Consider the following 26737-nt stretch of genomic DNA (forward strand, 5'->3'; position numbering starts at 1 on the left):
GCCGCCAATCATTCGTTGGCGGCTTTTGTTTCTAATTGGTTTTCACCCTTCTTCTTTTTCAACGTGCCAGCGGCAATCACTCCAGCAATGACGAGAATTTCAAATCCGTATTTGACAATCGGATTCGCAAAATATTGATCTAAAAACGGCTCATCCACTATCATCTTCGAGGCCGTCCATGCAAGCACTCCCGCTCCGATTGTAATAATAATTGGGAAACGCTCGATCCATTTCAAAATTAACGTACTTCCCCATACCATGATCGGCACCGAAATTAATAATCCTAATATAACTAATAAGAAGCTTCCGTGCGCGGCTCCCGCTACCGCCAGCACATTATCCAACCCCATTAATGCATCGGCGATAACAATCGTGCGGATTGCCTCCCATAAGCTTCCCACCGCTTCGACGTCATGGCCTTTTTCCTCAACAAGCAGCTTATAGGCAATCCAGACAAGCAAAATCCCACCGACTAATAGCAGTCCCGGAACTTTTAATAACCAGACGACAAACAATGTCGCAAGCGCGCGGATTACAACCGCCCCTACCGTTCCCCAAATAACCGCTTTTTTCTGTTGATGCTTCGGCAAATTTCGCGCCGCCAAACCAATGACGATCGCATTATCGCCCGCTAGTACAAGATCAATAATGATAATCGATAAAAGTGCAGATAGAAATTCCATCGAAAATAATTCCATTGATCATTCCTCCTTTTTTTAAATACCGTATTTATCTTTTAAATGTGAAGGAGCCATTTTTACTATTTGCTGAAGAATAAATAATAGTACGGTTACATCATCAATGATGCCAAAAGGTCCCAACCAATCAGGAATAATGTCAAACGGAAACACCATATAGATCGCTAAAAGTACAATGGAAAGCGTCTTTTTAAACATAGGCACTTCTCGAGAGCGAAAAAATTCGATGAAAAACGGGATAAACCGGCGGATTTTTACAATGAAACGCAGTCGTTTCCATAATTTCCCCATTATATCCCCCCCAAATACTGCATTTCATCTTTTTCGAATCTCCTTTTTATTCTCCCCAATCCTCCTCCTTTCTTCACAAAAAAAGACCTTTACCCAATCGGCAAAGGTCTTTCCATAAAAACAGACCTTTACCAATATTGGCAAAGGTCTCGCTAACAACGTCATCGTTGCCAACAAAGCCGAGGGGGTGACCCTGAACTGACGACTTTGTTGTTAAAGCTACTCCCCTTTAACGCAGAAACTATATATTATTTTCAATTTAATGATATTCAATCTTATATGCGTTGTCAATAAAAAACTCGACTTGCCATTCAATCTCTTCTGTGCCAATAGAAAAAATATGATATAATTCAGAAAAAATTCATTAGGAGAGACGGAATATGAATACCAAAGAAATTTCTGCTCTTTTTCTGCTTGCCGTTTTATGAGGAGCTTCTTTTTTATTTATGCGCATCACTTCTCCTGTCATCGGTCCTGTGCTTACAATTGAGTTGCGCGTGCTTATCGCCGGCCTCGTGCTGTTATTGTATGTATGGATGTTCAAAAAAAAGCATAGAGCTGAAAGCTTATTGGAAGCAATATCTCATCGTCGGGGCGCTGAATGCGGCAATTCCGTTTACACTGATCGCCGCTGCCACGCTGCATTTACCTGCTTCCGTAGCGGCCATTTTGAACTCGACCACTCCGTTGTTTACCGCGCTTGTTTCGCGATGGTTTCTTCACGAGCCGATTTATGCAAAAAAATGGATCGGCATCGGCTTCGGAATTGTCGGTGTTTTTGCGCTAGTCGGCTGGAGTCCTGTTCCGCTGTCGATGCAGACCGTTTTTTCCGCATTACTGTCGATTTTGGCCGCGTTCTCATACGGATGTGGCGGTGTGTATGCCAAAAAAGCGTTTACGGGAGTTTCTTCCTTATCGTTGTCGATTGGACAGCAACTAGGCGCCGCTTTCGTGCTCATTCCGTTGACGGTCTTTTATATCCCAACGAAGCCGGTATCGCCAGTCGTGGTGTATTCGGTATTGGGATTGGCCGTTTTTTGCACGGCGATTGCTTACTTATTTTATTTTTACTTACTAGCAAACGTCGGTCCAACAAAAACGTTAAGCGTTACCTTTCTTGTACCTGTTTTCGGTGTCATCTGGGGAATGATCTTCCTTCACGAAAAAATCACGATTGGCATGCTCGGCGGCCTAGCCGTTATTTTAACAAGCATTTTCCTCTTGTCAGATGTCAAAATCATCGTGAAGAGACAAGAGTACATAAAAGGATAAGGGGGAAAAACGATGGAAAAGCCATATTACGCAGTGATTTTTACCTCGGAGCGAACCGAAGGAGATCACGGATATGATGAGATGGCGAAACAAATGATTGAACTGGCTTCCCAACAGCCTGGTTTTCTTGGCGTCGACAGCGTCCGCAATGAAAGAGGCATCGGCATCACCGTTTCCTATTGGGATTCTTTAGAGGATATTGAGCAATGGAAAGCGCACGCGGCGCACCAAATCGCTCAAGAAAAAGGAAAGTAGCAATGGTACAAGCGCTATTCAGTCCGGGTGTGCAAAGTAGAACGGGAATATGGGTTTGAAAAGTAACCCAGACTGCTGCATTTCGTCAGCAGTCTTTTTTAATGCATAATAAAAAATTGAACCTTTTCTCCTTCGACTTCGCCTTATATGCAGATAAAACTCTGACAAAAGAAAGGATGGTTGTATGCATGATGAACAACATCTTTTGGCGCAGTGCAGACAAGGAAACAAAGATGCTTTTTATCTGCTTGTTTCCCCTCATCTAACGAAAGCGTACCGGCTCGCTTTTACGATACTTCGCTCACATCACGACGCCGAAGATGCCATACAAAACAGTTTGCTCGAAGCCTATCGAGCGATCAGCGAGGATAAGGAAATTCATCATTTCTCGTCATGGTTTTACCGGCTTGTCACACATCGCGCCATTGATTTGGCGCGCAAACTCGGAAAAGAAAGGCAATATACCGAAATCAGCGATATGCTTCCGTTTTTATCGAATTCCCATCACTTGCCCGTTGACGAAGTGATCAGCAAAGAAGAGGAGCAGGAGCTTTTGGCGCACATTCTTAAGCTCGACATGAAATATCGCGTTATTCTTGTGCTTTATTACTATCAAAACATGAAAATAAGCGAAATTGCCGAGCTTCTCCAAATCAAAGAAGGCACGGTGAAATCGCGGCTGTTTCAAGCGCGAAATTTGCTTTATCAATATTTTCAAAAAGAACGGAAGGAGGAGCTTCGATGAGTTCCCATGATGATTTAATAAAGCAAAAGATAGAAAGCTCGATCGATCACATTCCCGTTCCGGAAAGCATTTTTGCTTTTGCCAAAGAACTGCCTTTCCAAGTAGAAAAACAACAAAACCCGAGACTCACACGTAAACCGAGATGGCGAAAATGGCTAGCAGTTGCTGCCGTTTCCATCTTCATTGGAATTTCAACAGGGGCTTATATTTCTCCGACATTTGCCGCCTACATTAAATCCTTTTTCATCCGTCCTGAGCTGGATGAAGGCTTGCAAACTGCCGCAAAAGAAGGATTCTCGCAAAAAGCAGAAGCCGCTGTCACTGATCACGGTATTACGTTTAGAATCAAAGAAGTAATGGCGGATACGAATCGCCTTATCTTTACGTATAGTCTTGAAAACAAAAACGGAAAATTGATCGACCCAACTATTCTTTTTGAAAAAGAGCAATGGGGACCAAAGCAAACAATGTATTTTGTTAAACATGCCAATGAATTTTACATTACTAATGAGAAAGGGGAGGTCGTATCCACAAATAGGACATACCAAACAAACACGGGGAGAATGGTTTCGCAATCTATTGATCAAGTATTCCCTCACGGCCATTACGCTGATCTTATGTTCTCATTAAACGATAAAGCCCGCGAAGCAAAACAGCTTTTTATCCATATCGATCTGAATCAAATTGGTACGGTCAATGGTCAATGGAAACTGGAAATTCCAGTCAACATCGATAAAAGCATGTTGGTTACAAAAACAGTACCGATTGGCCAAACGTATGTCACTGATGACGGATTGCAAATTACGGTGAAAAATCTCATCCATTCTCCTACATTAACGAGCATTGAGTTAGAAACGTCATGGACAGAGGAAGGAAAAGAACGGCTAAAAAGCCACCCAGAATACTGGCTTGGTGACCAAATGTTTTATCAGCCGCTATTCGATATTGTAGATAGCAACGGAAATATTGTCGCAACAACTTTACCAAGATGGGACATCGAAGAGTCAAAAAGTGCGGTATTTGTCTATAAAAAAGAACTTCCTTCTTCCCGACAACCAAATGTCGTCCGCTGGCGCTATTCGTTCCTCCCGTTTTCATCAAAAGGAACATATACGTTTGTATTTCGCGGGATTGAAAGAATGGAATATCCAGATCAATCGCTGGCATTCTCTGCGGAAGAATTGAAAAAGCACCCAATTTCTCTTCACTATAAAGGAAATACCCTTACCATTCATCAGTTGCGATTAGAAACAAATAAAGAGAACAAATCCGTTGGGATATTAGATGTAGAAACAAACACATATTTAGGAATGGACTTCCAACTAAGAGATGAGACACAGCAAGTCTACACGATCAACCAAAAAAATTCCTGGCTGCCAACGATCATCAGCTACGACGAAAAGAAAATGATGTATAAAATAAAAAGCAATGTCGAAGTAGAGGGAATGGACAAGATCCCGAAACAGCTGACAATTACTTTAAAATCGGTGATCGTATTTGATCCAAGCGAGAATTGGCATGTTTCACTTCCCGCCAGCAATGAATAATAAAAAAGCAGGGCGCTCCCCTGCTTTTTTACTGCCCGGATGTCAACTTTAATCCAATCAGCCCGACAAGAATAAACAACAAAAAGATCATCCTCGGCACGGTCACCGGCTCGTTTAAAAAGAGCATGCCGATAATAACCGCTCCCATCACTCCGATTCCCGTCCATACCGCATAGGCGGTTCCGATTGGCAGCGTTTTTGTCGCTATCGACAAAAAATAAAAGCTGGCAAGCGCGCCGAAAAACGTAATGATGGACGGCACAAGCCGCGTAAATCCCATCGTATATTTTAACGCGACCGCCCATACGACTTCGAAAATGCCGGCAATGACTAAGTATACCCAGGCCATTTTCCTCATCTCCTTTTTGTCCAAATAAAAAAAGCCGTGAAGAAATATCGAAACGATACTCTCCAGGGCTTTTATCCCTCTGCGTACGCGGAAACACCGCGCGTTTTCTCTCGGTCGCAGACTGGCCGCCGCGTGGCCACGGAACCCTAGAAAACTTTTTATCTCCTTATTCGCCATTATTGTAACACTTATGATTGTTGCCGGCAAATAAAAGGAGTTCTTCATGTTCTTGAAGAATATGATAATTAAGGAGGAGACAAGAAAGGAGGAGCAATAGCCATGCGCGAAGTGCAGCGTCTGCCTTGGTATGCGAACACGCTTGTCCTTATCGTCGCCGCTGTTATATGGTACGGATTTATCCAGCAAATCATATTTGGAATCCCATTTGGCGCAAAGCCGGCAAGCAATGCGGAAATGTGGGGCTTGTTTCTGTTGTTCGGCATTTGTTTTCCTCTCTTCTTTTTGTCGATGAAACTAGTCACAAAAACGGAAAAAGAAGGGCTTGTCATTCGTTTTTTTCCATTTCGATCTCGCGTTATTCCGTATCAACAAATTAAAAACGTCCAAGTTCAGCCTTACCATCCTATGTCCTACGGCGGCTGGGGAATCCGCTGGAGCTTGAAAAAAGGCCGTGCTTACACAATGAAAGGAAAGAAGGGAATATGGATCGAGCTGACGGACGGAGACGGTTTGTACCTCGGCTCGCAAAAACCGGAAGAACTTGCGAAATATATACAAAGAGAGTGTCTGCACCGCTAACAGGTGAACACTCTCTTTTGTATGTCATCCAATCTGCCTTCATAGAAAAAGCGCATAAAACTACTGTCGAATGATCAGCTCGATTTCGTTGCCAGACGGATCGCTTGTCAATATGCTATTTTCGCTTCGCCGCACCGATGCACCGATATGTTGGAGCCGTTCCACCACTTTTTCTCTTTCCGCTTCATTTGGCAGCACAATCGAAAATACGCGCAATCCAACGGCGTTCACTGGCGGTTTTGGCGCCCCGACTCCAGCCCATGTGTTCAGACCGATATGGTGGTGATAGCCGCCCGCGGAAACGAATAACGCGTGCGTTCCCATACGTGTCGTCGGTTCAAAGCCTAATCCTTGCACATAAAAAGCATAAGCTTCTTCGATGTGGGCGACGTGGAGATGAATATGGCCAATCCGCGTATGCATTGGAAGCCCCGACCACGCTTCCGTTCCCGCTTGCGCCAGCAAATTGTTCACATCTAACGGCTCCGTTACCGCTTTATATTCTCCATTTGCCGTCTTCTCCCACTTTTCCATCGGGCGGTCGGCGTATATTTCGATGCCGTTTCCGTCTGGGTCAGCCAAATAGATCGCCTCGCTGAACAAATGATCGGACGCTCCCTGCAGCGGATAGCCGGTCTGTAATAAATGGAGCAGCGCCTCGGCGAGACTCTTTCTGTCGGGAACTAAAATCGCGACATGATAAAGTCCCGTTGTCCGTGGCGGCTTCGGCACCACATCCGCTTTTTCCTCGAGCACCGCTAACGGGGTAACCCCATCCACGGTTAATACCGCTTCATTTTGATTTTGCTTTAATAGACGAAAGCCAATGATTTCTGTATAGAAAGGAACCGACCGTTCCAAATTAGATACGATAAGATGCACATGTCCGATCGTTGTTTTTGGATGAATAATATCGCTCATCATAATAACCTCCATCTTTAGTAGCCAACGGTAAACCGCATTCGACTGAAGCGCGGATTTTCGGCTTCATCGAGGATTGCTACCGCAAAATCTTCCTCCGAAATCCGGCTTTCGCCGTTTACATCGACTACAAGTTTTATTTTCGTTAAAAATATCGCCGACAACGGCATGCAATCGTTCATGTTCTGTATTCAAACGCGACGGATCACGGACAATCGCTGTTACCTCATGTCCTCTTGACAAAGCTTCCGCTAAAATGCGCTGACCAATCATTCCAGCGGCGCCAAACGATCAATTTTCATCATTGTTTAATGTGAAGGAAATACTGTTGTAACAACCATGGTTACAACTAGTTTAAAAAAATTAAGGACGATTCGCTTCGATTTTTTGCGCTAATGCCGTCACAATATCGTGCAGGCGTATTTCCCGCAAAACGTTTTCCATTGCCTCTTGCGCACGAAGCAATATTACTTCCAGAACCGCTTGAATATTCGCCCCTACCGGACATTTCGGATTTGGATGTTCATGAATTTGAAACAACTCTCCCCCTTCTACTACTTCGGCCGCCCGATAAATGTCAAGCAGGGTAATCTCTTGCGTATCCTTCGTAAGAAACGCTCCCCCCGTCCCCGGGCGGACTTGAACAAATCCTGCTTTTTTTAGCTGCCCGATTACGCGTCGGACAACGACCGGATTCGTATTAACGCTTCCGGCAATCCATTCCGATGTACAGTGCGCGTTTTTTTCCAATGCTAATAAAGCTAAAATGTGGACTGCAACAGTAAAACGGCTGCTAATTTTCATCATGCTCCTCCTCTTGTAACCATTGTAGTTACAACATGACATAAAGTCAATATTAGAAAATGAACCTTTCCTCCTAAATAAGGTTTTTGGTTCAACCAATGAAAATAACACAGCCTAGTAGTTCTCAGCTGCCATAATAAAAATACTCCCATGATTATGGCAGTATAGCAAAAAAACAATATAAAACAATTCTCTAGCCTTATAGAATGAATTCATTTCCATCGTTATCCTTGAATTGTACAAATGTGCCCCATTGCATTTTTTGCGGTTCTCCTAAAAATTCCACACCTTTAGCTTTCATCGTTTCATATGTGCCTAGCACATCATCACATTCAAACACAATAGACGGCTTTCTCTCGTTCCAATATTTCATCATCGATTTTGGATAGATGACTAATGCTGTTTGCGCCCCTTTTGGAGCTACTTCTAGCCAAAAGGCATTCGGTCCCATTGGATGTTCAGCGACCACTTCAAACCCTGCTTTTTCTGTCCAAAACTCTTTCGCTTTTTGCTGATCTTCTACATAAATAGCAACAGTTGCAATCCGTTTAATCATCAAGTTTCCTCCCTCGATAAATATGTTTTAACTTGTCCATTTGTAATGCATCATATTTTTATTTACTCATCTTGTAAAAACGCACATATCCCTGTCAAGTAGACGATGAAAAAAGAGTATATTAAACTGCATTCAACCGAGGAAAGGCCGTTCCGCTTTTCTTGGAATGGCTGTGATTGTAAAAATGAATATACTCTTCAAGCTCATTACTCCCCTCTCTGAAACAGCCTCTGTGGCCATCTCCATCCCCACCTTCCATAAACATACGTTCGTAATCTTCGGTATTAACTATGAAATAAATGTGAACATCATTGACAAAAGTAATAATCACCTTTAATATACCGTATAGGGTATATTATTAAAGATCATTCAATACGAACAGATAGGATCTTTCATGCTTGCAATAATTAGTCAATAAATGCAACTTCGTAATCTATATAATGGAGGGGAATCTTCATGCGAAAAATTGTAATTGTCGGCGGTGTAGCAGGGGGAGCCACCGCAGCGGCCCGATTGCGCCGGTTAAGCGAAAAATACCAAATTATTATGTTTGAGAGAGGCGAATACATTTCGTTTGCTAACTGCGGCCTGCCGTATTATATCGGCGAAGTCATTACGGATAGAAACAAACTATTAGTCCAAACGGTTGAAGGAATGGCGAAGCGTTTTCGTATTGATGTTCGCAATTTAAGCGAAGTCACAGTGATTCATCGTGACCGTAAAACTGTTACAGTAAAAAATATCCGCACTGGCGAGGAATACGAAGAAACATACGATACATTAATTTTGTCACCTGGCGCAAAGCCGATTATACCACCAATTCCTGGAATTCATGAAGCCAACGCGTTATTTACGCTTCGTAATCTATCTGATACAGATAAAATAAAAGCGTACGTTGATCACGAAAAACCAAAGAGCGCCGTAGTCATTGGCGGAGGGTTTATCGGTGTCGAGATGGCAGAAAACTTAGTCAAGCGCGGAGTGAACGTAACGCTTGTGGAAATGGCAAATCAAGTGTTGGCACCGATTGACTACGAGATGGCATCGATTGTTCACGCGCATATGCGTGAAAATGGCGTAAATTTGATTTTGGAAGATGGCGTGAAAGCTTTCGAAGACAACGGCCGACGTATTGTTCTAAATAGCGGCCGCACGCTTGAAACCGATATGATTATTTTGGCCATCGGGGTACAGCCAGAAAGTCAATTAGCGAAAAATGCCGGACTTGAACTTGGGGTGCGCGGCACTATCAAAGTCAATGAATATTTGCAAACATCCGATCCGAACATTTACGCCATCGGCGACGCTATCGAAGTAAAAAACTACATTCATGGTTTTGAGACATTTGTCCCTCTTGCATGGCCGGCGAACCGCCAAGGCCGCTTGGTAGCGGATCATATTCATGGGCTCGATGTGAAATACAATGGCACATTAGGAACTGCGATCGTGAAAATTTTCGAATTAACCGTCGCAGCAACAGGAAATAATGAAAAAACCTTGAAACAACTCGGCATCCCATATGAAGTTGTCCATGTTCATCCAATGAGCCATGCGGGCTATTATCCAAATGCAACACAAATGACATTGAAACTGATTTTTGACAAAGAAACAGGCAAAATTTATGGTGCGCAAGCCGTTGGAAAAGACGGCGTCGACAAACGTATCGACGTCATCGCAACCGCTATTAAAGGCGGCTTAACGGTTCGTGATTTACCGGATTTAGAGCTTGCCTACGCACCGCCGTTTTCTTCCGCGAAAGATCCAGTGAATATGGCCGGTTACGTTGCTTCGAACATTCTCGATGGAATGGTGGAAACTGTACAATGGCATGAAATTGATGAAATCATCGCAAACGGAGGCACGCTCATTGACGTTCGTACACCAAAAGAAGTCGCATGTGGAACGATTCCTGGTGCTATCAATATTCCGCTTGATGAACTGCGCGAACGTTTAGCGGAACTTCCGAAAGACAAAACCATTTACGTAACATGTCAAGTCGGCTTGCGTGGATATTTAGCAACACGAATTTTGCACGACAACGGTTTCCGCGCGAAAAATTTAGATGGCGGCTATAAATTGTATTCCTCCGTATTTGGTGCAAAACACTAAGTTCAAAATATGCCGCCGAAAGTCATAGAAAAATAATGAACCACTCCCACCTTCATTCCATGAAAAGGTGGGAGTTTCTTATTATCTCCAGCAAAGAAGTTTTGGCATAGAAAAATTCTTGTATAGAACTTTGTTTTTATACAAAAAAACCGCTGATCATCTTGCCCTTCCCTTCGTTTAGAGAAAGGAGGCTTTTCGGGAAAAAAGGGAAACGATCAGTAGTTTTTGGCGTTTATTTTACCACTTCATGAAACGTAGCTTCTGTTATGCTTTGTAAATCTTCCACGCTTAGTTCAATTAACAAACCAATTTTGCCGCCGCTAACGATGATATGCTCAAATTGACAAGCACTGGAATCGATAAAGGTCGGATAATGTTTTATCATCCCTATCGGTGAACATCCTCCACGAATATAGCCAGTCAATTTTTCGATATCTTTCATCGGCGCCAATGCGACATTTTTCTCTCCCGTTATTTGCGCAGCTTTTTTCAAATCGAGTTCCGATTCTACAGGGATGACAAACACATAAACGTTTCCGCTCTTCCCCTGTGTTACTAATGTTTTATATACCAATTGAGGGTCTTTCCCAATTTTTTGAGCAACCGATATGCCGTCAATTCTCCCATCCTGACTGTCGTAGGTAAAGACATTGTAAGGAATCATTTTTTTATCAAGAACACGCATCGCGTTGGTTTTTTCTGTCGCCATTTTTCTTCCCTCCAGTTCGTTTCAACAGTAAATGCTGGATAATCAACACACATGATACTACAATAAATATCCCAATTTCCACTTTGCAACATGAAACATTAAATCATTCCGATTCAACGTTCATCACATTCTCCCGCGATGGTTAGCTGCCCGGCAATTTCAACTTTTTTACAATCCACTCTATAGAAGTAACAATTGGCCCAAAAAATATAACAAACCCAGTTTATCACTGGGTTTGTTATATATACTTTCCTGATTTATTATTTCGTTAATGCAGCTTCTTTTTGTGCCTCATCTTTTTTTGGCATCTCGCGAACTCCAAATGCAACACGTTTAATGTTGAACAAATGAGTTACTGTAACGTTGTCAGATGTAACGTTGTTGCCGATTGCACCGCATCCAAGTGTCAAGGATGGCATTAAATTCACTGTAGCACCAATTCCACCAAATGTTGTACCAGAATTTACAATAATACGAGATGCTGGTTTATCGATTGTGTACGCTTCGATCACTTTTTCGTCTTCAGCGTGAATTCCAACTGTGTGACCGAGTCCGCCCACTTCAAGCAGTTTTAGTGCAAGCTCGCTTGCTTCTTCCATACCTTTTACAGTATAGAATGCTAGAATTGGAGACAACTTTTCGATTGAGAATGGATATTCTTTACCCACTCCTGTTTCTTCCGCTACAAGCACTTTCACGTCAGCAGGAACTTCAATACCAGCCATTTCCGCAATTACTTGAGGCGTTTTTCCAACGATCTTCGCATTTAACGAACCGTTTACCATGATGATAGAAGCTACTTTTTGTTTTTCCTCTTCATTCAAGAAGTAAGCGCCTTGTTGCTTTAATTCAGCAACAACTTTTTCTTTAATAGATTCATCAACTAAAAGAGCTTGTTCAGAAGCACAAATTGTTCCATTGTCAAAAGTTTTACTTTGGATGATTAGTTCAACAGCTTTTGCGATATTTGCACTTTCATGGATATAGACTGGTACGTTACCAGGTCCTACGCCATATGCAGGCTTTCCAGAGCTGTAAGCTGCTTTCACCAAGCCAGGACCGCCAGTTGCTAAAATGACATCGGTTAATTTATGCTTCATTAACTCGTTTGTTGCAGCCATTGTTGGTTGTGTGATGCAAGAAATCAAGCCTTTTGGAGCTCCAGCGCGCTCTGCCGCTTCTTGCATGATTCTTGCAGCCTCTACTGTACATTTTGCAGCTGCTGGGTGTGGGCTGAAAATAATAGCATTTCCTGCTTTAACTGCGATCAATGATTTAAAAATAACTGTTGAAGTTGGGTTTGTGGATGGGACGATTCCTGCAACGATTCCTACAGGTTGAGCAACTTCCCATACGCGATTTTCTTCATCTCGACGAATAACCCCGACAGTTTTCACATCTTTGATAGAGTTGTAAACGTCATTCGCCGCGAAAAGGTTTTTCGTCGTTTTATCTGCAACATTACCAAAACCAGTTTCTTCTACTGCCATAGCCGCTAAGCGTGCCGCTTCTTCTCTTGCCGCATTTGCCATGCTTTCAACAATTTTATCAATCTCTTCTTGTGTCATTTTTGCAAGAATTTTTTGCGCTGCTTGAGCTTCTTCAAGGTAATTTCTTACTTCTTGGATGGATTGCAAATCAATATCACGTAACACTTTTAATCCCTCTCCTTTAATGATTTTTATTTTTTATAATTTCCTATAACCGGTAGAATAATTTTGTCATGTCAATATTGCTCGTGTGAGCAGCAACGTTATCTTTTGCTTCCGCCATCACCTCCTCTAAGTGGCAATCACTTGGCGTTCAATAGCACCCTCCTTTCCTAGCAAGAATGAGGCAATATCGACCACACAAAACTGGCAACGGTTACATAAAGCGGTTACATAAAAGCCCAATATTCGACAGACAGGTTATTACGCTGCTTAGAGTATAGTTGATATTCTACGTCGCTTTTGTCCTGTACAATCTCAATTTCCTCTTTCTTCATAATCGAACTATCATCTCTTTTGAGACATACAACTCCTGTCCTGAATGTTTTCCATCATCCCCGTGGCATTTTTGAGTTGCTATAAAACTTTAAGAGGATTCATTTCTCTCAAACCAAGACTAGTAGACTAACAAGTAGAACCCGCGATTCCGATCTCAAGGTGGATTAGAACGGAATCGCGCGAGTTCTTAATATTTCATTTCCCTGAATTACTCCTCAGTTAATGCTGGAAAGTGTGGAACAACTTCTTCTCCTAATTCTTCAATCACTTCTTCAACAGGACGATGGCCATATTTTAAGTTGATAATTACGTGATTGACACCAATATTTTTAAGACTTTCCAAGAATTCAATGAGTATATTGCGTCCGACTCGGAACCCTAAATGAATAGGGATTGGCGGATGATTTGGGTCCTCCGTCAAATCTACATATAAGGATTGAGTGAACGGTTTAAACTGATCGGTATGAGAGCGCCAATTTTTAATCAATTCCGCTTGGAATCTCAAGTTTCGCGGATAATACATCCAACCATCGCCGTTTTCAGCAATCCATTCCACGGACTGAGAACTGTGGCCAGTTACCAGCACCGGAATGTCCGACAAGCGCGGTTTCGGCAAAAGATCCCCGCTCGACATATGAACTCTCGGCGATTCGATCACCGGGAAGCTCTCCTTCCACGCTTTTTTCATTACGAATACAGCTTCTTGAAACAAAGCGCTGCGCTGTTCAGGCTCGACTGAGAAAGCTGGAAATTCGATAGGGCGATCCCCAGTCGCCACCCCTAGAATCAAACGTTCGCCAGATAGTTTGTCAACCGAAGCGGCTGCTTTGGCAACATGCAAAGGGTGGCGCAAGGTGAGAATAATACTTGCGGTTCCCAAAGCAATCTTTTCGGTATGGGCGGCTAGATATCCTAAATAAACCCAAGGATCATAAATTTGACCTACATCTCCAAAATAAGGGTCATGTAATGGAACATCTCTAACAAACAATGCAGCAAAATTGAGCTCTTCTGCTCTTTTTGCCAGTTTCATTTGTTTTTCAATGTCCATCTTTGGAATGCTGCCCTCGTATGATTCAATTGGAAAGAACAACCCAAGAGTGAGATGGTTTTCTTTAAACATGCGTGAATATCCTTTGTGCTTTTCAAAACGATTCATCATCGTTCCTCCACATTTACATTTCTTTCTGCCAATCCCGTTGCTTTCGATGTCTTAATACTACCCCTAGTATTCCAAAGACAAAAAACAGTTCGACAGTCAGATAATGCGCAAATCTATATTTACCAAACCGATTTATTCCGTCTATTTTTATCCATTTTTATAAAAATATAAATATCTAGAATTATCGATATAAATCATAAAAAATAAAAGAGATTTAGAACTAATTCTATATTTATAGATATCTAGAACTATGAATATAATAATATAAAAATAAAAAGGATTCAAGCCCAAAATAATAATTGATGCTCACAATCTAAACGTGAGCGAAGAATTGGGGCTATAAATCCCTAGATAACAATTCGATTATTTTTTTGATGTTCTCCTCATCTCTTTTATAATAAGTCCATTGCCCAACCCGTTTTGCTTTTATCAATCCGGCGTTTTGCAACATGGACAGGTAAAGGGACACTGTAGATTGTGACAATCCAACTTTTTTATGGATGTCGCTTACGCAAACTCCATCTTCGTGTATATCCCCATGCTGCGGTTTTGGAAAGTGAATTTCAGGATTTTTTAACCACTGTACGATTTGCAGCCTTGTTTCATTGGACAAGGCTTTAAATACTTCTAAAAGTTCCATTGCTACCTCCAAGTTCGTCAAAATATATTATTGTTATATGTATATTATACAATTATAGATTGTAATTGAGTAAATTGATTAACATAAATTTATAAATGCACATAAAATCAAAAAACATGAACCAACTTTGGAATACGATATACAAGCAAAACGCTCCAAATACAGAGGTTTATGTCTCTCGTATGGATAGATTAGCACATCGCCAAGAAATCTACAATCCCCTATCTTCTTACAATGAAATCTAGAACTGCACAGCAGCCTTTTCTTGGGCCGTAAATATTGTAGTATCCAGTTGTTCAACACGATCTTTGGATTTACCAATTAATCAGAACATATTTAGCACTGATAAAATTTCCCTTCCAAAAAAGCCTTTTGATGGAAAAATCGAAACAATCGCTTGATTAATATTATTTATTTTGTCATCTTTCCCTATAAATGTAAAGGATCCTACTCTCAGAAGGGAAAGTCAGGGCTTTTTATGGGAGCTTTTCGGGACATGACAGAAACGGAGCCAAAAATATGAGCAATGCATAAAAAGAACCCGCATCATGGTGTAAAATGATACGGGTTCTAATGATCAAGAATTGTTTTTTGGAACAAAAGAAAACTTAGTCGTTGGAAATAATAACTTTTAATGCTTTTTCTTTTGCCGCGTTGCCAAATACCTCATAAGCTTTCATAATGTCAGAAAAAGCAAAGCGATGTGTAATTAATTGTTCCGGTTTTAATTTTTTCGACTGCACCGTTTTTAATAACATCGGGGTAGAAGTCGTATTGACAAGACCGGTTGTCAACGTAATGTTCCGTATCCACAATTTCTCAATATGAAACTCCACACTTTTTCCGTGAACACCTATATTGGCTATATAGCCGCCTGGTTTTACAATTTCTTGGCAAATATCAAATGTTACTGGAATTCCGACGGCTTCCATCGCGACGTCTACACCTTTTCCGCCGGTTAATTCCATAATTTTTTCCACTGCCTTACCATCAGCGCTATTAACCACTTGAGTTGCACCAAATTTTTTCGCAACTTCTAAACGGTTATCGTCTAAATCAACCATAATGATCTCTGCAGGTGAATAAAACTGAGCCGTTAACAGCGCTGCCATACCTACGGGACCAGCTCCGATAATGGCAACGGTTTGTCCAGGCTGAACCTTGCCGTTTAACACACCAATTTCAAATCCTGTCGGAAGAATGTCACTAAGCATGACGAGTGCCTCTTCATCCACGCCTTCCGGAATCGGATAAAGACTGTTGTCTGCGTGTGGAATTCTTACATACTCTGCTTGGGTTCCATCAATTAAGTGTCCTAAGATCCAGCCGCCATCTTCGCAATGAGCATATAATCCTTTTTTGCAATTTTCGCATTTTCCACACGAGGTAATACAAGAAATCAGCACTCTATCGCCTTTTTTAAAATTCTTTACGCCCGAACCAACTTCTTCGATAATTCCTACGCCTTCATGCCCTAAAATTCGACCTTCTTCTACAGTAGGAACATCCCCTGAAAGAATATGCAAGTCTGTTCCACAAATCGTTGTTTTTGTGATCTTAACAATTGCATCGGTTTCCTTTTCAATTTTCGGTTTTGGCTTTTCCATTACTTCTTTTTTTCCTGGTCCCAGATAGGTAAGGGCTTTCATTTTTGGTACCTCCCTGAATAGTTTCACTTTTTCCAATTTTTATTTTATAGAAAAATAAGTTGATATTTCAATGAACCATCAATAAAATATTGTGTCGAAATTTTGTCAATATTGTATCAATATTTTGTCGAAGATTTTTTCTGCTTAGGCTTTTCTCTTTGTGGATCTTCTCTCTCTCTTTGTGGATCTTCTCTCCCAAACAACAGTAAACAAGCTTTCTTCTACAAACATTTTTTACTAGGAAATCTTCTCTTATTCACACCGGATCATTATCTACGTTGCTGTAAGATTCAATCGCTTGATCAAGCGCCCGATACGCTTCGGCAAAAGCGTTCGTTGTCGACTCATCGCCCGCATTGGCAAGCTGTGCTTGCGCGTTTTTCGCGTGGGTGATAGCGCGAATGACATCTTCCATCATTTGTTGTTTGTCGCCTGCCGTCGCCTTTAACTGCTCGAGTTCGCGGAGACATTGTTCCAAATCGTAAGCGCCCGGATTGTCAAACGATTGTTCCAGCTTTTCTTTGACACGCTGCAATACTTCTTTCATTAACGCCCACACCCTCCTTGATATTTTCACCAGCTAGTGTGGGCGATTTAAAGCAAACTATACAGGGAAATGAAATGATTGAAATAAAATGCGGTTCATATTTATACTTGAAATTATAAAATATCAACCCAAATTTTTACGGCTGTCGCTAAAATTAAAAACGCTAAAATAACTTGCAATATTTTTGTATTCATTTTTTGGCCCATTTTTGCTCCTAAAGGAGAGGCGATTAAGCTGGCAATAACCATGATGATGGAAGGAAGCAGTTCCACTTGACCCGTTGTGATTTTTCCAAACGTCGAACCAATGGAGGAAATAAACGTAATCGCCAGCGAAGAGGCAATCGTCATTCGTGTTGGGATTTTTAACACAACAAGCATAGTAGGCACCAGCAAAAACGCTCCCGCTGCGCCAACGATTCCTGAACCAATCCCAATGACAAGCGCTAATGCAGCGGCAAGCCATTTGTTAAAGGTCACTTGATCGCTTGGAATATCGTCAATGCCTTTTTTCGGAACAAACATCATGACAGCAGCCAACGCGGCAAGAATACCGTACACGACATTAATTGTTCCTTCACTCATCACTTTTGAACCGAATCCGCCAAGGAAACTGCCGATCAAAATGCTAATCCCCATATAAAGAATTAATGTTTTATTTAAATAACCGCTTTTTCGATACGCCCAAACGCCGCCAATCGTCGCAAAAAACACTTGCACCGCGCTAATTCCCGATACTTCATGGGCGCTGAACGAAGCAAGCCCAAATAACGGCGGAAGATAAAGCAGCATCGGGTATTTAATAATGGACCCGCCAATACCAACCATGCCAGAAATAAATGAACCGATAAAGCCAATGAGAAAAATCACGATGATGAAATTCAATGTCAATTCCATCAATACATTACCCCTTTTGACTTTTCGAAAACTAGGGAGTACTTTATACGTACCCCCGAATGATTATTTTCTTTTAACCCAAAATTTCCATACACCATTTTCTTCTTTATAATCGACTAGCTCATGACCGCTTACGTTTATCCAAGCGGTTAGATCATTTTTTGCTCCTTGATCCGTTGTTTCGATTTCAAGTATTTGGCCGGGCGGTAAGTCATCGATAGCCTTTTTTGCTTTCACAACGATCATGGCACAAGATAATCCTTTTGTATCGACGACCTTATTCCCATTCATTTTTTCAACTCCCTTCAAATTAACGGGTATGATGCAGCGCACAACGGTTTGGGCCGATTTCGAGTTCTTGCTGCTGTTCGATGTCGACCGCTTTTAGCCCGCGGTTAATCGCTACGATATCTTCAAAGTTTGGCGGTGTCTCTGTATTCGCGTTTTGAACGACAATATCGATAAATTCTTGTTTTTTCTTATGCTGCATCATGTCGTTGCGGGCGCGAATGTTGCCTAATGTATCGCCGATATATCCCGCTTTGCTCATTTCTTCATCCAAATTAGCGTAATGGGCAGGCAGAACGATTACATCATCCGCAATCGCGGCTACTTTTTCGTATACCGTGTCATACAAATCCGCGGCCCATTCCGCCGCTTTTCCGCCTAAATCCGGGCGTCCGAGTCCGCCGACAAAAATTGTATCTCCAGAGAAAAGCAATTGATTATTCACGAAGAAGGAAACACTTCCCGGCGTATGCCCTGGCGTTTTCACCGCTAATACTTCTAATTGCACTTGCGCAAAATCAATGCGGTCATGTTTTTCCAGCGGTTCGAAATCAAACACCGCTCCTTCGCTTTTCATCAAATAGTATGTCGCTCCTGTCCGTTCCGCTAGCGCTTTTCCGCCGGAAATATGGTCTGCATGTAAGTGGGAATCGACGATATGCGTAATCGCTACTCCTTCTTCTTTTGCGACTTGTTCATATACATCAATAAACCGCGACGGGTCCACGACAAGCGCTTCTTTTCCGGAAATCACCATATAAGAGAGACATCCTTTTCCGACACGAATGAATTGATATACTTTCATCTTGTCATCTTCATATACTTTTGCTTTATGAAGATGTTCACTCCACGCTTTCATGCCGCCAACGAGCGTATAAATATTGTCAAATCCTGCTTCTACTAATTGTTCTGCAACAAACGCCGCTGAACCGCCTTTGGCACAAACGACGACAACCTCTTTTTCTTTTGGAAGGCGGTCGATTACCGAATTGACACCATCAATCAACTCAAAGTATGGAACATTAATATATTCAAAGTTCTCCCCTTCAATTTTCCAATCATGAAAATCGCTTTCGTTACGTACGTCAAAAATAACGAGATGTTCTTTATTTAATACTTTTTCTGTTAATGTTTGCACCGTCATTTCTTTTACCGCCATTTTTATACCCCCTATAGTATATTTTTGTTTTTTAAAAAACCGCTCAATCAGGATTGAGCTGTATCGAGCGGTCCTTCCCATTTTGACATGCCTGGGACGACATTCCATACATTAGTAAATCCTTTTTCTGTTAATTTTTGTGCCGCTAAATCGCTGCGCGTTCCAGTACGGCAAACAACATAAATCGTTTTATTCTTCGGCAACTCATGGATGCGGTCTTCTAATTCTCCAAGCGGAATCGAAATAGCGCCTGGTATATGTCCGAACGCATACTCCGCCGGCTCGCGGACATCTATAATGACCACAGAATCATCATTTATTTTTTCCGCCAGCTGTTCATTGGAAATTACATGAGAATATGTTGCTTCGCCTTTTGTCTCATGGTCACTTGCTTTACGAATATAATGTTTTAACACGTTTCCTTCTTCAATCGTTCCTAAGTATTGATGGCCGGTACTTTCCGCCCATGCTTTGATATCGGCTTTCGAACCTTTATCGGTTGCCTGTACTTCAAGCACTTGTCCCGGTTGCAAGTCATTGATCGCTTTTTTTGTTTTTACAATTGGCATTGGACAAGATAATCCCTTTGCATCGACTGTCATATCTACACGAATCATGCTGCATTCCTCCTTTTGCCGTTTTATTTATTCCACAGGTCCTTCCCATTCCAACATGCCGCCAGTCATATTGATCACATGATATCCATGACTTTCCAGCAGTTGAGCTGCGCGCCCGCTTCTTCCACCCGAACGGCAAACAAGGATATATTCCTTATTTTTATCTAGCTCATTCATGCGAAATTCGAGCAATCCTAACGGAATATTAATCGCACCAGGAATTTTCCCAGCCGCTACTTCATCCACTTCACGAACATCGATAATGTTCAGTTGTTTTCCTTCTTGAAGAAGTTTTTCAACTTCTTTTGCCGTTAATTGTTTCATCAACGATCCCCTCCTTTTTTTATGACCAAGCGTTCATTCCGCCTTTTACGTTTGTTACGTATTGGAATCCAAGTTTCTTCAATAGTCTGCTGGCTTTTGTACTTCGCATTCCGCTTTGGCAAATCACAATCACTTCTTTTTCCTTGGATAATTCGTTGGCACGTTTTGGCAGTTCATGAAGGGGAATATTTTTAAATCCGCGAATATGATTCGTGCGGAACTCCGCGGGAGTACGTACATCCACATACTGCACATCTTTTTTTCCTAATTCTTTCTTTAGCTCTGCTGTTGTAATCATCCGTACTCCACGCGGTGGAATGACGCGGATTGCAATAAACCAAGCGAGCAACAGGAATAAAACGATATTTATTACTGTTTGTGCCATTCGTAATCACCTTTAAATGAATAAGTTTATGTTCCCTTCTGACGCATCCGCCAAATACGTTGCCACTCCAGCAAACTCAATGCCATCGATCAATTCTTCTGGTTTCAACCCTAATAAATCAACAGTCATTTGACACGCGACTAACTTAACCCCTTGCTCTTTTGCCATTTCGATTAATTGTGGCAGCGGCATCGCGTTATGCTTTTTTATAACGTGTTTGATTAATTTTGGTCCGATGCCGCCAAAGTTCATGCGGGAAAGCCCCATGCGATCCGCTCCACGCGGCATCATTTTGGCAAACATTTTTTCCAAAAACCCTTTTTTCACCGAAATATGCCCGTCTTTTCGCAATGCGTTCAATCCCCAAAACGTATGAAAAATCGTGACGTCATGGTCATAAGCGGCGGCACCGTTCGCGATGATGTAAGCCGCCATCGCTTTATCGTAGTCGCCGCTAAATAAAATAATCGTTGTTTTTTTCTTTTGTTGCGACATTAAGTCCCCTCCTTCCATATACATATACTTATATAGGTATATGGACAGCTAAAAAATTACCCTTTTTGAATCCAAAACGTCAATACGCCATTTTCTTCTTTCATGTCAATAACCGTATGGCCGCTTGCTTTTGCCCATGCCGGCAAGTCGTTTTTTGATCCTTTATCCGTTGTTTGCACTTCGAGCACTTGCCCTGATGTTAATTCATCCATCGCTTTTTTCGCTCTTACAACCGGCATTGGACAAGCTAATCCTTTCGCATCTAATACTTTATTTACATTCATAATGGATAACCTCCTTATTATTTTACCATTACCCCTATAGGTATATTAATATGTGTAAAAGAGTGTGTCAACCCTTTTTTCAAGAGTTGACTTATCTGCTTTTTACTAATAGCTCTACCGCTTCTTTGACTAAATGTTCCGTTTTTTCTCCTTTTTCCATGCTTTCGCGCAGACAATTTTCTAAATTGGTACTTACAATGACCGCAATGGCGCGATCAATCGCATTGCGTGCCGCCGATAATTGCGCGACAACGCTTTTGCAGTCTTTTCCTTGTTCCATCATGCTAAGAACGCCTTTCACTTGTCCCTCAATCCGTCTTAAGCGGTTTTTGATTTCTTTATTGTATTCCATTTTTCATTTCCCCTTTCTCGACAAGGACAATGGATGATTGAATAGCTTTGTACGTCAAAACCGCGGCGTCGTAAAAAACGTACGCCTAAATTTTTTTCGATTTCATCGTTTGCAATAATATGAAGCGATTTACTCGGAATATTAGAAAAATGCCGTTTTAAATAAGCATACGGAATATGAAGAGAATTAGCAATAGGCGGTTCTGTTGTTTCGTTATAATCACGAATATCTAACACAACCATATCCTTGATTCGTTTATCGGCTATATCTATGCATGGAACACCGCTTACCGGATAATAACGGCGATACAATGCTATGAATAATAAACTGAAAATAATCAGGCTGATGATATACAATATAGCGATCACCTCGCTCCATCATTGATGTCTGTGTTTATTATATACCCTTATAGGTATATTATCAACTGTTTTATTTTAACAATATGTGGATAAATGATGTATCGTTCATCATCCCAACATGTATTGGGATAACCACTGTTGACTCAATACGTTAGCAATATACCGTATACGGTTGGATGAAAGGAGAAAAATTCCACATTCTGGTGTTTTGTTTTCATATATTCTAGCAATTGCTGAGAAGGAATTCTCTCATGAAGCGGCGGCCCCATTTCGCTTTCTACCGCTTCCCATTCAATGATCAGAAATTTTCCGTTCGGTTTCATCACCCGTTGTATCTCAGCAAGCACTGCGTCATGATCATCTACTTCATGAAACACGAACGACATGAGCCCCTTATCCGCCAATCGTGAAGGCAAAGACGTATTCGATACATCCTCAAGTATATATTCAATATTGTCCACTTGTTCTTTTTCTGCGTGTGTCTTTAAAAATTCCAACATTTCTTGTTGTACATCGACAGCATATACTTTTTCTTTCGTCATTTTCGCCATTGGCACGGTAAAATACCCATTGCCAGCTCCCAAATCAACGATGACATCTTGCGTTCCGATTTGCAATATCTCTATTGCCCGTTCTGGAGCAATGATTTCTTTTCGCTTCGGATCTAATAATTTTTCCGCCTTTTCTGGATGAAAACGATGCCCTGCCATCATAAATCCTCCTGTATTCTTTTTTTAATGATTATTATAATCAAAAAGCTTCGGAATCCATAATCCGAAGCTTTTTCTTGCTGATGCATTTTTAGCAAATTGCACAACGGTTTGGATCGATTTCCATTCCCCGTTGTTGTTCTTTATCTGCTTGAAATTTTCCCATATCCGTTTGACATACTTCCAATCGTATATGTTTCTTTCCTTCCATTTTTCAATCATCGAATATCTCTTTGTTGCATACATCAAGAACGAACCATTTCTTACCGTTAATCATTGTTGGAACAAGTTCTTTTCCAGCAATGACATCCCATATCTTGCTAACGTTGCAGTAATTGCATGATGGCGTCGGGATCAAATCCGATTACCCATTGACCATCGATTTCGATTTGCGGGACTCCGACTTGCCCTGTTGTTTCAACAAGTTTCCGAGCCGCGACAGGATCCCGTTGCACGTTGACTTCTTCAAACGGAACGTCTTGTTCACGTAAAAAGTTTTTTACCATTACACAATACGGACATGTCGTTGTCGTATATACCGTAACTCGTTTCATTTTCGTCCCTCCACTAGAACGTCAACGTAATGTCGGCGTCTTTTGCAAAGTTTAGAAATGTTGCAGCGCCAGCGACTTCAATTCCATCGACAAATTGCTCTTTGTCAAGGCCCATGACATCCATCGTCATTTGGCACGCAACTAGTTTCACACCTAATTCTTGCGCCATTTTTACAAGCTCTTCGATCGATGGAACATTTGCTTTTTGAAATCCTTCTTGGAAATGCTCTTTTCCTTCTGGAAGCGGTAAGTTTTTATGTGCTTCTTTATGAATGAGATTCAACCCTTCAAACGTGAAAAAAATGCCTACTTCCGCCTCAGATGCTGCTGCCGCTGTGGCAATATTAAATACTTTGTATGCGTCAAATAAACCACCGTTAGCTGCGATAATCGCTACTTTCATCATGAAGTCCTCCTTTTTCTCGATCATAGTTTTTACGAAATAAAATATTTTTATTTACATATACATGTATGGGTATTTAATCTAGTTCTTATAGTAATCGATTTTTCCATCCATGTCAACGAACAAATATAAAAAATGTCGAGCAGGAAGTCCTACTCGACTTGTTCGTCTTTCAATCCGGCCCAAAACGCAGCAACCACCGATAGCGCCACAATGAGAATTGGTGCATACATAAGCAAAAACGTTTGCATCGCATTCTCCTCCTTATAATTGTCCTTTTACGTATTTTTTGTTGAACAAAAATAGTTTTAACAACAGGTACAATGATGGAATAAGCAGCAAAAATCCCGCGATAAACGCGATAACAAGCGCGATCGCCATCGTTTTATTCGTAAATCCGTCGTAAATCGTCAAGTATGGGTACAACAAATACGGATAGTGAGAAATGCCGTATGCGTAAAACGCGAACGCGTATTGCATCACTAAGCTAACAAACGCCCATCCGAAATATCTCTTTTTCCAAAGCAAATAAACGGTCAACACGAAAAACAGAAATGATATGGCAAACATCCAAGCAACGTTTAACATGTTGCTATAATGCTCCGGATTATGGTGGCGCAGCTGATAAATGATAAGAAGCGCCGATAAAATCGTTGGCCCGCTCCAGCTTAGCGCATATTTCCGCAACAATTCACGCGCCTGCATGTCGCCTGCTTCGTTGGCATAATACGTAAGAAATGTCGCTGAAATGTACAATACACTTGTAATACTGAGCAGCACAACGCTCCACGTTAAAGGACTAACAAATAATGTTTTATATAATAGTGTCAACGTTTCTCCTTGCTTTTCGATAAACCCGCCTTCAGAAATCGTTAAAACGATCGATAATGACGCTGGAATGAATAATCCAGTTAATCCGTAAGCAAACAGATACCATTTCCGCTCGGTTCCTCCGTATGTGTTAAAGGCGTAATAGGAACCTCGAATAGCAAGCAAAAGAATGGCGATGCTGGCGGGAACGAGCAAAATCGTTCCGTAATAATACGCCGTTTTCGGGAAAAATCCAACGATTCCAACGAAGAAAAAGACAAGAAACACATTCGTTACTTCCCATACCGGGGAAAGATAACGCTGAATGATTTTATGCAAAATATGTTTTTTCTTCGCGATATCGCTGTACGCACTGAAAAATCCGGCACCAAAATCAATCGATGCAACGATGACATATCCAAATAAAAACAGCCATAAGACAGATATACCTATAATTTCTAATGTCATTGGGATACTACCTCCCGTTCAAGAGAGCGTTCCGCTAACTCTTTTTCCACCGGATTTTTTCGGAACATGTTAATCAGCACTGTCACACTTGCAATTCCTAAAATGAGATACAAAATCGAAAAAGCAACAAGCATCGTATCTACATGTCCCGATGATGTCGCCGCTTCAGCCGTTTTCATATAACCGCGCAAAATCCATGGCTGCCGGCCAACTTCGGTAAAATACCAGCCTGCTTCAATCGCCAGCATTGCCAATGGGCCTGTAGTGACAAGCAATGCTAAAAACCATTTATTCATGATAAATTTCCATTTCCACTGTTTACCAAGCCAATAAACAGCCGATACCATCGTAAGCAAAATTCCGATCGTAACCATTACATCAAATAAATAGTGGATATAAAGCGGCGGTATTTCATCTTCCGGAAACTCATTTAACCCTTTCACTTCCGCGCCCGGATGATTATGCGCTAAAATGCTTAACGCATATGGAATTTCGATCGCATTTTTTACATTGTTGTTTTCGTCTAACGTACCGAACAGCACAAGCGGCGCATGTGTACTCGTTTCAAAATGCCATTCCGCCGCCGCTAATTTTTCCGGCTGATATTCCGCCAAAAATTTTCCTGATAAATCACCGACAAGTGCGCTTGCAAGCGAAAAAATGAATGCCGTTTTCATCGTTAAATGCAGCGCTTTTTTATGATAAACATGGCGGTTGCCTCTCATCAAATGCCAAGCAGCGATGGACGCCAAGACAAAAGCAGAAGTCATATAGGCGGTTGTCAATACGTGTGCTACTTTCGTCGGCATCGCTGGATTAAACATGGCCACAAGCGGCTCGATATTCGTGATGACTCCATCTTTCAACTCAAAACCTTGCGGAGTATTCATAAACGCGTTTACCATCGTAATAAACATTGCCGAAGCCGAAGAACCAATCGCCACTGGAATCAATAACAATAAATGCTTCTTCTGATTCTCAAACCGGTCCCACGTATATAAATAAATCCCAAGGAAAATCGCCTCAAAAAAGAAGGCAAACGTCTCCATAAACAACGGAAGACTGATAACTTGACCTGCAAGTTGCATAAAGTTTGGCCATAATAATGACAACTGCAGTCCGATCGCTGTTCCCGTCACAACGCCGACGGCTACCGTAATAACGAAGCCGCGCGTCCATCTTCGCGCAAGTAGAATGTAATGTTCGTCATTTTTCCGAATACCTACCCATTGCGCAATGGCAATCATCAACGGAACACCGACACCAATCGTCGCATAAATAATGTGAAACGTTAACGTTAATTCCGTTAACAACCGGCTAAACAGCAACGGATCATATTTCCACATTGCCATATCCTCCCTCTATAAATGTTGATATATCAACGGTTGTAGCCGTTTCAGGGGTGTCAAAAAAATATTTTTCGACAAAGTTCCTCCTTTTATGAAAACAATTTGCCAACAATTGATAGAAACATAATCAGGGCAACAAGAAAACTAACGGTCACAAGCCATTTTTCTTGGCGTTTCCACACGGTTTTTCCTCCTTCTATTTCCGCCGTATTTACTTTATCAATAGTTAATACGGTACTTACTTTTTACTTTATCAATAAATCATGAAGAAATAACAAAATAA

35 protein-coding genes, 1 pseudogene and 1 riboswitch are annotated in these 26737 nt (G+C 41.5%); of the genes and pseudogenes, 6 read left to right on the top strand and 30 right to left on the bottom strand.

The annotated features are described in order from the left end of the window. Positions 1-8: 8 nt before the first annotated feature. Together FNL97_RS14430 and FNL97_RS14435 are read right to left on the bottom strand one after the other, a co-directional pair. Complete coding sequence (locus FNL97_RS14430) at positions 9-698, bottom strand: TerC family protein (RefSeq protein ID WP_143416031.1); 690 nt, start codon at positions 696-698, stop codon at positions 9-11. Positions 699-716: 18 nt separating this feature from the next. Continuing rightward, positions 717-989 carry a YkvA family protein gene (locus FNL97_RS14435; protein ID WP_143416032.1) on the bottom strand — a complete coding sequence of 91 codons (273 nt, stop codon included), beginning with the start codon at positions 987-989 and terminating at the stop codon, positions 717-719. A gap of 528 nt (positions 990-1517) precedes the next feature. Here FNL97_RS14435 and FNL97_RS14440 point away from each other — a divergent pair. The 4 genes and pseudogenes from FNL97_RS14440 to FNL97_RS14455 all read left to right on the top strand — a co-directional run bounded on the left by FNL97_RS14440 (position 1518) and on the right by FNL97_RS14455 (position 4808). Next, positions 1518-2261, top strand: coding sequence for a DMT family transporter (locus tag FNL97_RS14440; RefSeq protein ID WP_286173389.1), 744 nt, complete (start codon positions 1518-1520; stop codon positions 2259-2261). Positions 2262-2273: 12 nt separating this feature from the next. Then, positions 2274-2582 (top strand): annotated as a pseudogene (locus FNL97_RS14445) (antibiotic biosynthesis monooxygenase family protein). A gap of 118 nt (positions 2583-2700) precedes the next feature. Then, positions 2701-3261 (top strand): RNA polymerase sigma factor, encoded by a 561-nt coding sequence (locus tag FNL97_RS14450; protein ID WP_062753977.1) that lies wholly within the window; start codon positions 2701-2703, stop codon positions 3259-3261. After that, positions 3258-4808, top strand: coding sequence for a DUF4179 domain-containing protein (locus FNL97_RS14455; RefSeq protein WP_143416033.1), 1551 nt, complete (start codon positions 3258-3260; stop codon positions 4806-4808). Before FNL97_RS14450 ends, FNL97_RS14455 begins: the two co-directional genes overlap by 4 nt. Before the next feature lie 28 nt (positions 4809-4836). On the opposite strand, the gene FNL97_RS14460 is transcribed toward FNL97_RS14455, so the two are convergent. Next, positions 4837-5157: a DMT family transporter gene (locus FNL97_RS14460; protein WP_143416034.1), complete on the bottom strand. Its 321-nt coding sequence runs from the start codon at positions 5155-5157 to the stop codon at positions 4837-4839. A 58-nt stretch (positions 5158-5215) separates the two neighbouring features. Next, positions 5216-5318, bottom strand: a riboswitch (guanidine-I (ykkC/yxkD leader). Positions 5319-5436: 118 nt separating this feature from the next. On the opposite strand from FNL97_RS14460, the gene FNL97_RS14465 reads away from it, so the two are divergent. Continuing rightward, positions 5437-5916, top strand: a complete 480-nt coding sequence (locus FNL97_RS14465) for a DUF6141 family protein (protein ID WP_143416035.1) — start codon at positions 5437-5439, stop codon at positions 5914-5916. 60 nt (positions 5917-5976) lie between these two features. On the opposite strand, the gene FNL97_RS14470 is transcribed toward FNL97_RS14465, so the two are convergent. The 4 genes from FNL97_RS14470 to FNL97_RS14485 all read right to left on the bottom strand — a co-directional run bounded on the left by FNL97_RS14470 (position 5977) and on the right by FNL97_RS14485 (position 8197). Further along, positions 5977-6837, bottom strand: a complete 861-nt coding sequence (locus FNL97_RS14470; protein WP_143416347.1) for a VOC family protein — start codon at positions 6835-6837, stop codon at positions 5977-5979. A gap of 66 nt (positions 6838-6903) precedes the next feature. Further along, the gene (locus FNL97_RS14475; protein WP_071997977.1) at positions 6904-7110 is read right to left on the bottom strand and encodes an NAD(P)H-binding protein; all 207 of its coding nucleotides are present in this window, start codon (positions 7108-7110) and stop codon (positions 6904-6906) included. A 90-nt stretch (positions 7111-7200) separates the two neighbouring features. Next, positions 7201-7641 carry an Rrf2 family transcriptional regulator gene (locus FNL97_RS14480; protein WP_042412101.1) on the bottom strand — a complete coding sequence of 147 codons (441 nt, stop codon included), beginning with the start codon at positions 7639-7641 and terminating at the stop codon, positions 7201-7203. 199 nt (positions 7642-7840) lie between these two features. Next, positions 7841-8197: a VOC family protein gene (locus tag FNL97_RS14485; protein WP_143416036.1), complete on the bottom strand. Its 357-nt coding sequence runs from the start codon at positions 8195-8197 to the stop codon at positions 7841-7843. A gap of 456 nt (positions 8198-8653) precedes the next feature. Here FNL97_RS14485 and cdr point away from each other — a divergent pair, with 456 nt between their 5' ends. Beyond that, positions 8654-10306, top strand: coding sequence for a CoA-disulfide reductase (gene cdr, locus FNL97_RS14490; protein WP_143416037.1), 1653 nt, complete (start codon positions 8654-8656; stop codon positions 10304-10306). 232 nt (positions 10307-10538) lie between these two features. On the opposite strand, the gene ybaK is transcribed toward cdr, so the two are convergent. From ybaK to FNL97_RS14600, 23 genes are all read right to left on the bottom strand, one after another. Then, positions 10539-11015 carry a Cys-tRNA(Pro) deacylase gene (gene ybaK / locus FNL97_RS14495; protein ID WP_012749287.1) on the bottom strand — a complete coding sequence of 159 codons (477 nt, stop codon included), beginning with the start codon at positions 11013-11015 and terminating at the stop codon, positions 10539-10541. A gap of 260 nt (positions 11016-11275) precedes the next feature. Continuing rightward, the gene (locus FNL97_RS14500) at positions 11276-12670 is read right to left on the bottom strand and encodes an acetaldehyde dehydrogenase (acetylating) (RefSeq protein ID WP_012749278.1); all 1395 of its coding nucleotides are present in this window, start codon (positions 12668-12670) and stop codon (positions 11276-11278) included. A gap of 541 nt (positions 12671-13211) precedes the next feature. Next, complete coding sequence (locus FNL97_RS14505) at positions 13212-14162, bottom strand: LLM class oxidoreductase (RefSeq protein WP_143416348.1); 951 nt, start codon at positions 14160-14162, stop codon at positions 13212-13214. 340 nt (positions 14163-14502) lie between these two features. Further along, positions 14503-14805, bottom strand: a complete 303-nt coding sequence (locus tag FNL97_RS14510; protein ID WP_012749276.1) for an ArsR/SmtB family transcription factor — start codon at positions 14803-14805, stop codon at positions 14503-14505. A 608-nt stretch (positions 14806-15413) separates the two neighbouring features. Further along, entirely contained in the window at positions 15414-16454 is a 1041-nt protein-coding gene (locus FNL97_RS14515) for a zinc-dependent alcohol dehydrogenase family protein (protein ID WP_062753995.1), read from the bottom strand. 256 nt (positions 16455-16710) lie between these two features. Next, on the bottom strand, positions 16711-17001 hold the full coding sequence (locus FNL97_RS14520; protein ID WP_143416038.1) for a hypothetical protein: 291 nt from the start codon (positions 16999-17001) through the stop codon (positions 16711-16713). A gap of 113 nt (positions 17002-17114) precedes the next feature. After that, entirely contained in the window at positions 17115-17897 is a 783-nt protein-coding gene (locus FNL97_RS14525) for a sulfite exporter TauE/SafE family protein (protein WP_062678946.1), read from the bottom strand. A 63-nt stretch (positions 17898-17960) separates the two neighbouring features. Further along, entirely contained in the window at positions 17961-18188 is a 228-nt protein-coding gene (locus FNL97_RS14530) for a sulfurtransferase TusA family protein (protein ID WP_143416039.1), read from the bottom strand. 19 nt (positions 18189-18207) lie between these two features. Beyond that, complete coding sequence (locus FNL97_RS14535) at positions 18208-19344, bottom strand: MBL fold metallo-hydrolase (RefSeq protein ID WP_143416040.1); 1137 nt, start codon at positions 19342-19344, stop codon at positions 18208-18210. Positions 19345-19391: 47 nt separating this feature from the next. Next, a complete protein-coding gene (locus tag FNL97_RS14540; protein ID WP_012749270.1) occupies positions 19392-19961 on the bottom strand; it encodes a sulfurtransferase TusA family protein in 570 nt (189 codons plus the stop codon). A gap of 27 nt (positions 19962-19988) precedes the next feature. Continuing rightward, the gene (locus tag FNL97_RS14545) at positions 19989-20285 is read right to left on the bottom strand and encodes a rhodanese-like domain-containing protein (protein ID WP_003252666.1); all 297 of its coding nucleotides are present in this window, start codon (positions 20283-20285) and stop codon (positions 19989-19991) included. Positions 20286-20304: 19 nt separating this feature from the next. Beyond that, on the bottom strand, positions 20305-20670 hold the full coding sequence (locus FNL97_RS14550) for a rhodanese-like domain-containing protein (protein ID WP_143416041.1): 366 nt from the start codon (positions 20668-20670) through the stop codon (positions 20305-20307). A gap of 12 nt (positions 20671-20682) precedes the next feature. After that, positions 20683-21165 (bottom strand): DsrE/DsrF/DrsH-like family protein, encoded by a 483-nt coding sequence (locus tag FNL97_RS14555; protein ID WP_012749267.1) that lies wholly within the window; start codon positions 21163-21165, stop codon positions 20683-20685. A gap of 56 nt (positions 21166-21221) precedes the next feature. Continuing rightward, positions 21222-21449, bottom strand: coding sequence for a sulfurtransferase TusA family protein (locus FNL97_RS14560; protein ID WP_003252677.1), 228 nt, complete (start codon positions 21447-21449; stop codon positions 21222-21224). Between the two features lie 91 nt (positions 21450-21540). After that, positions 21541-21801 (bottom strand): metal-sensitive transcriptional regulator, encoded by a 261-nt coding sequence (locus FNL97_RS14565; RefSeq protein WP_012749266.1) that lies wholly within the window; start codon positions 21799-21801, stop codon positions 21541-21543. After that, entirely contained in the window at positions 21768-22157 is a 390-nt protein-coding gene (locus FNL97_RS14570; RefSeq protein ID WP_216368308.1) for a sulfurtransferase, read from the bottom strand. Before FNL97_RS14570 ends, FNL97_RS14565 begins: the two co-directional genes overlap by 34 nt. A gap of 146 nt (positions 22158-22303) precedes the next feature. Next, on the bottom strand, positions 22304-22870 hold the full coding sequence (locus tag FNL97_RS14575; RefSeq protein ID WP_012749264.1) for a class I SAM-dependent methyltransferase: 567 nt from the start codon (positions 22868-22870) through the stop codon (positions 22304-22306). 24 nt (positions 22871-22894) lie between these two features. Beyond that, the gene (locus FNL97_RS14580) at positions 22895-23092 is read right to left on the bottom strand and encodes a hypothetical protein (protein ID WP_041269582.1); all 198 of its coding nucleotides are present in this window, start codon (positions 23090-23092) and stop codon (positions 22895-22897) included. A gap of 98 nt (positions 23093-23190) precedes the next feature. Further along, the gene (locus FNL97_RS14585) at positions 23191-23424 is read right to left on the bottom strand and encodes a glutaredoxin family protein (protein ID WP_012749263.1); all 234 of its coding nucleotides are present in this window, start codon (positions 23422-23424) and stop codon (positions 23191-23193) included. Between the two features lie 13 nt (positions 23425-23437). After that, on the bottom strand, positions 23438-23827 hold the full coding sequence (locus tag FNL97_RS14590; RefSeq protein WP_041269581.1) for a DsrE/DsrF/DrsH-like family protein: 390 nt from the start codon (positions 23825-23827) through the stop codon (positions 23438-23440). Positions 23828-23979: 152 nt separating this feature from the next. Continuing rightward, a complete protein-coding gene (gene cydS, locus FNL97_RS18940) occupies positions 23980-24078 on the bottom strand; it encodes a cytochrome bd oxidase small subunit CydS family protein (RefSeq protein ID WP_012749261.1) in 99 nt (32 codons plus the stop codon). Between the two features lie 13 nt (positions 24079-24091). Next, positions 24092-25105 (bottom strand): cytochrome d ubiquinol oxidase subunit II, encoded by a 1014-nt coding sequence (locus tag FNL97_RS14595; protein ID WP_012749260.1) that lies wholly within the window; start codon positions 25103-25105, stop codon positions 24092-24094. Next, entirely contained in the window at positions 25102-26451 is a 1350-nt protein-coding gene (locus tag FNL97_RS14600) for a cytochrome ubiquinol oxidase subunit I (RefSeq protein WP_062678939.1), read from the bottom strand. The genes FNL97_RS14595 and FNL97_RS14600 overlap by 4 nt, the downstream gene beginning before the upstream one ends. Positions 26452-26737 lie beyond the last annotated feature (286 nt).

Origin of the sequence: Geobacillus sp. E263, from assembly GCF_007197795.1 — a bacterium.
In the GTDB taxonomy this organism is placed as follows: Bacteria; Bacillota; Bacilli; order Bacillales; family Anoxybacillaceae; genus Parageobacillus_B; species Parageobacillus_B toebii.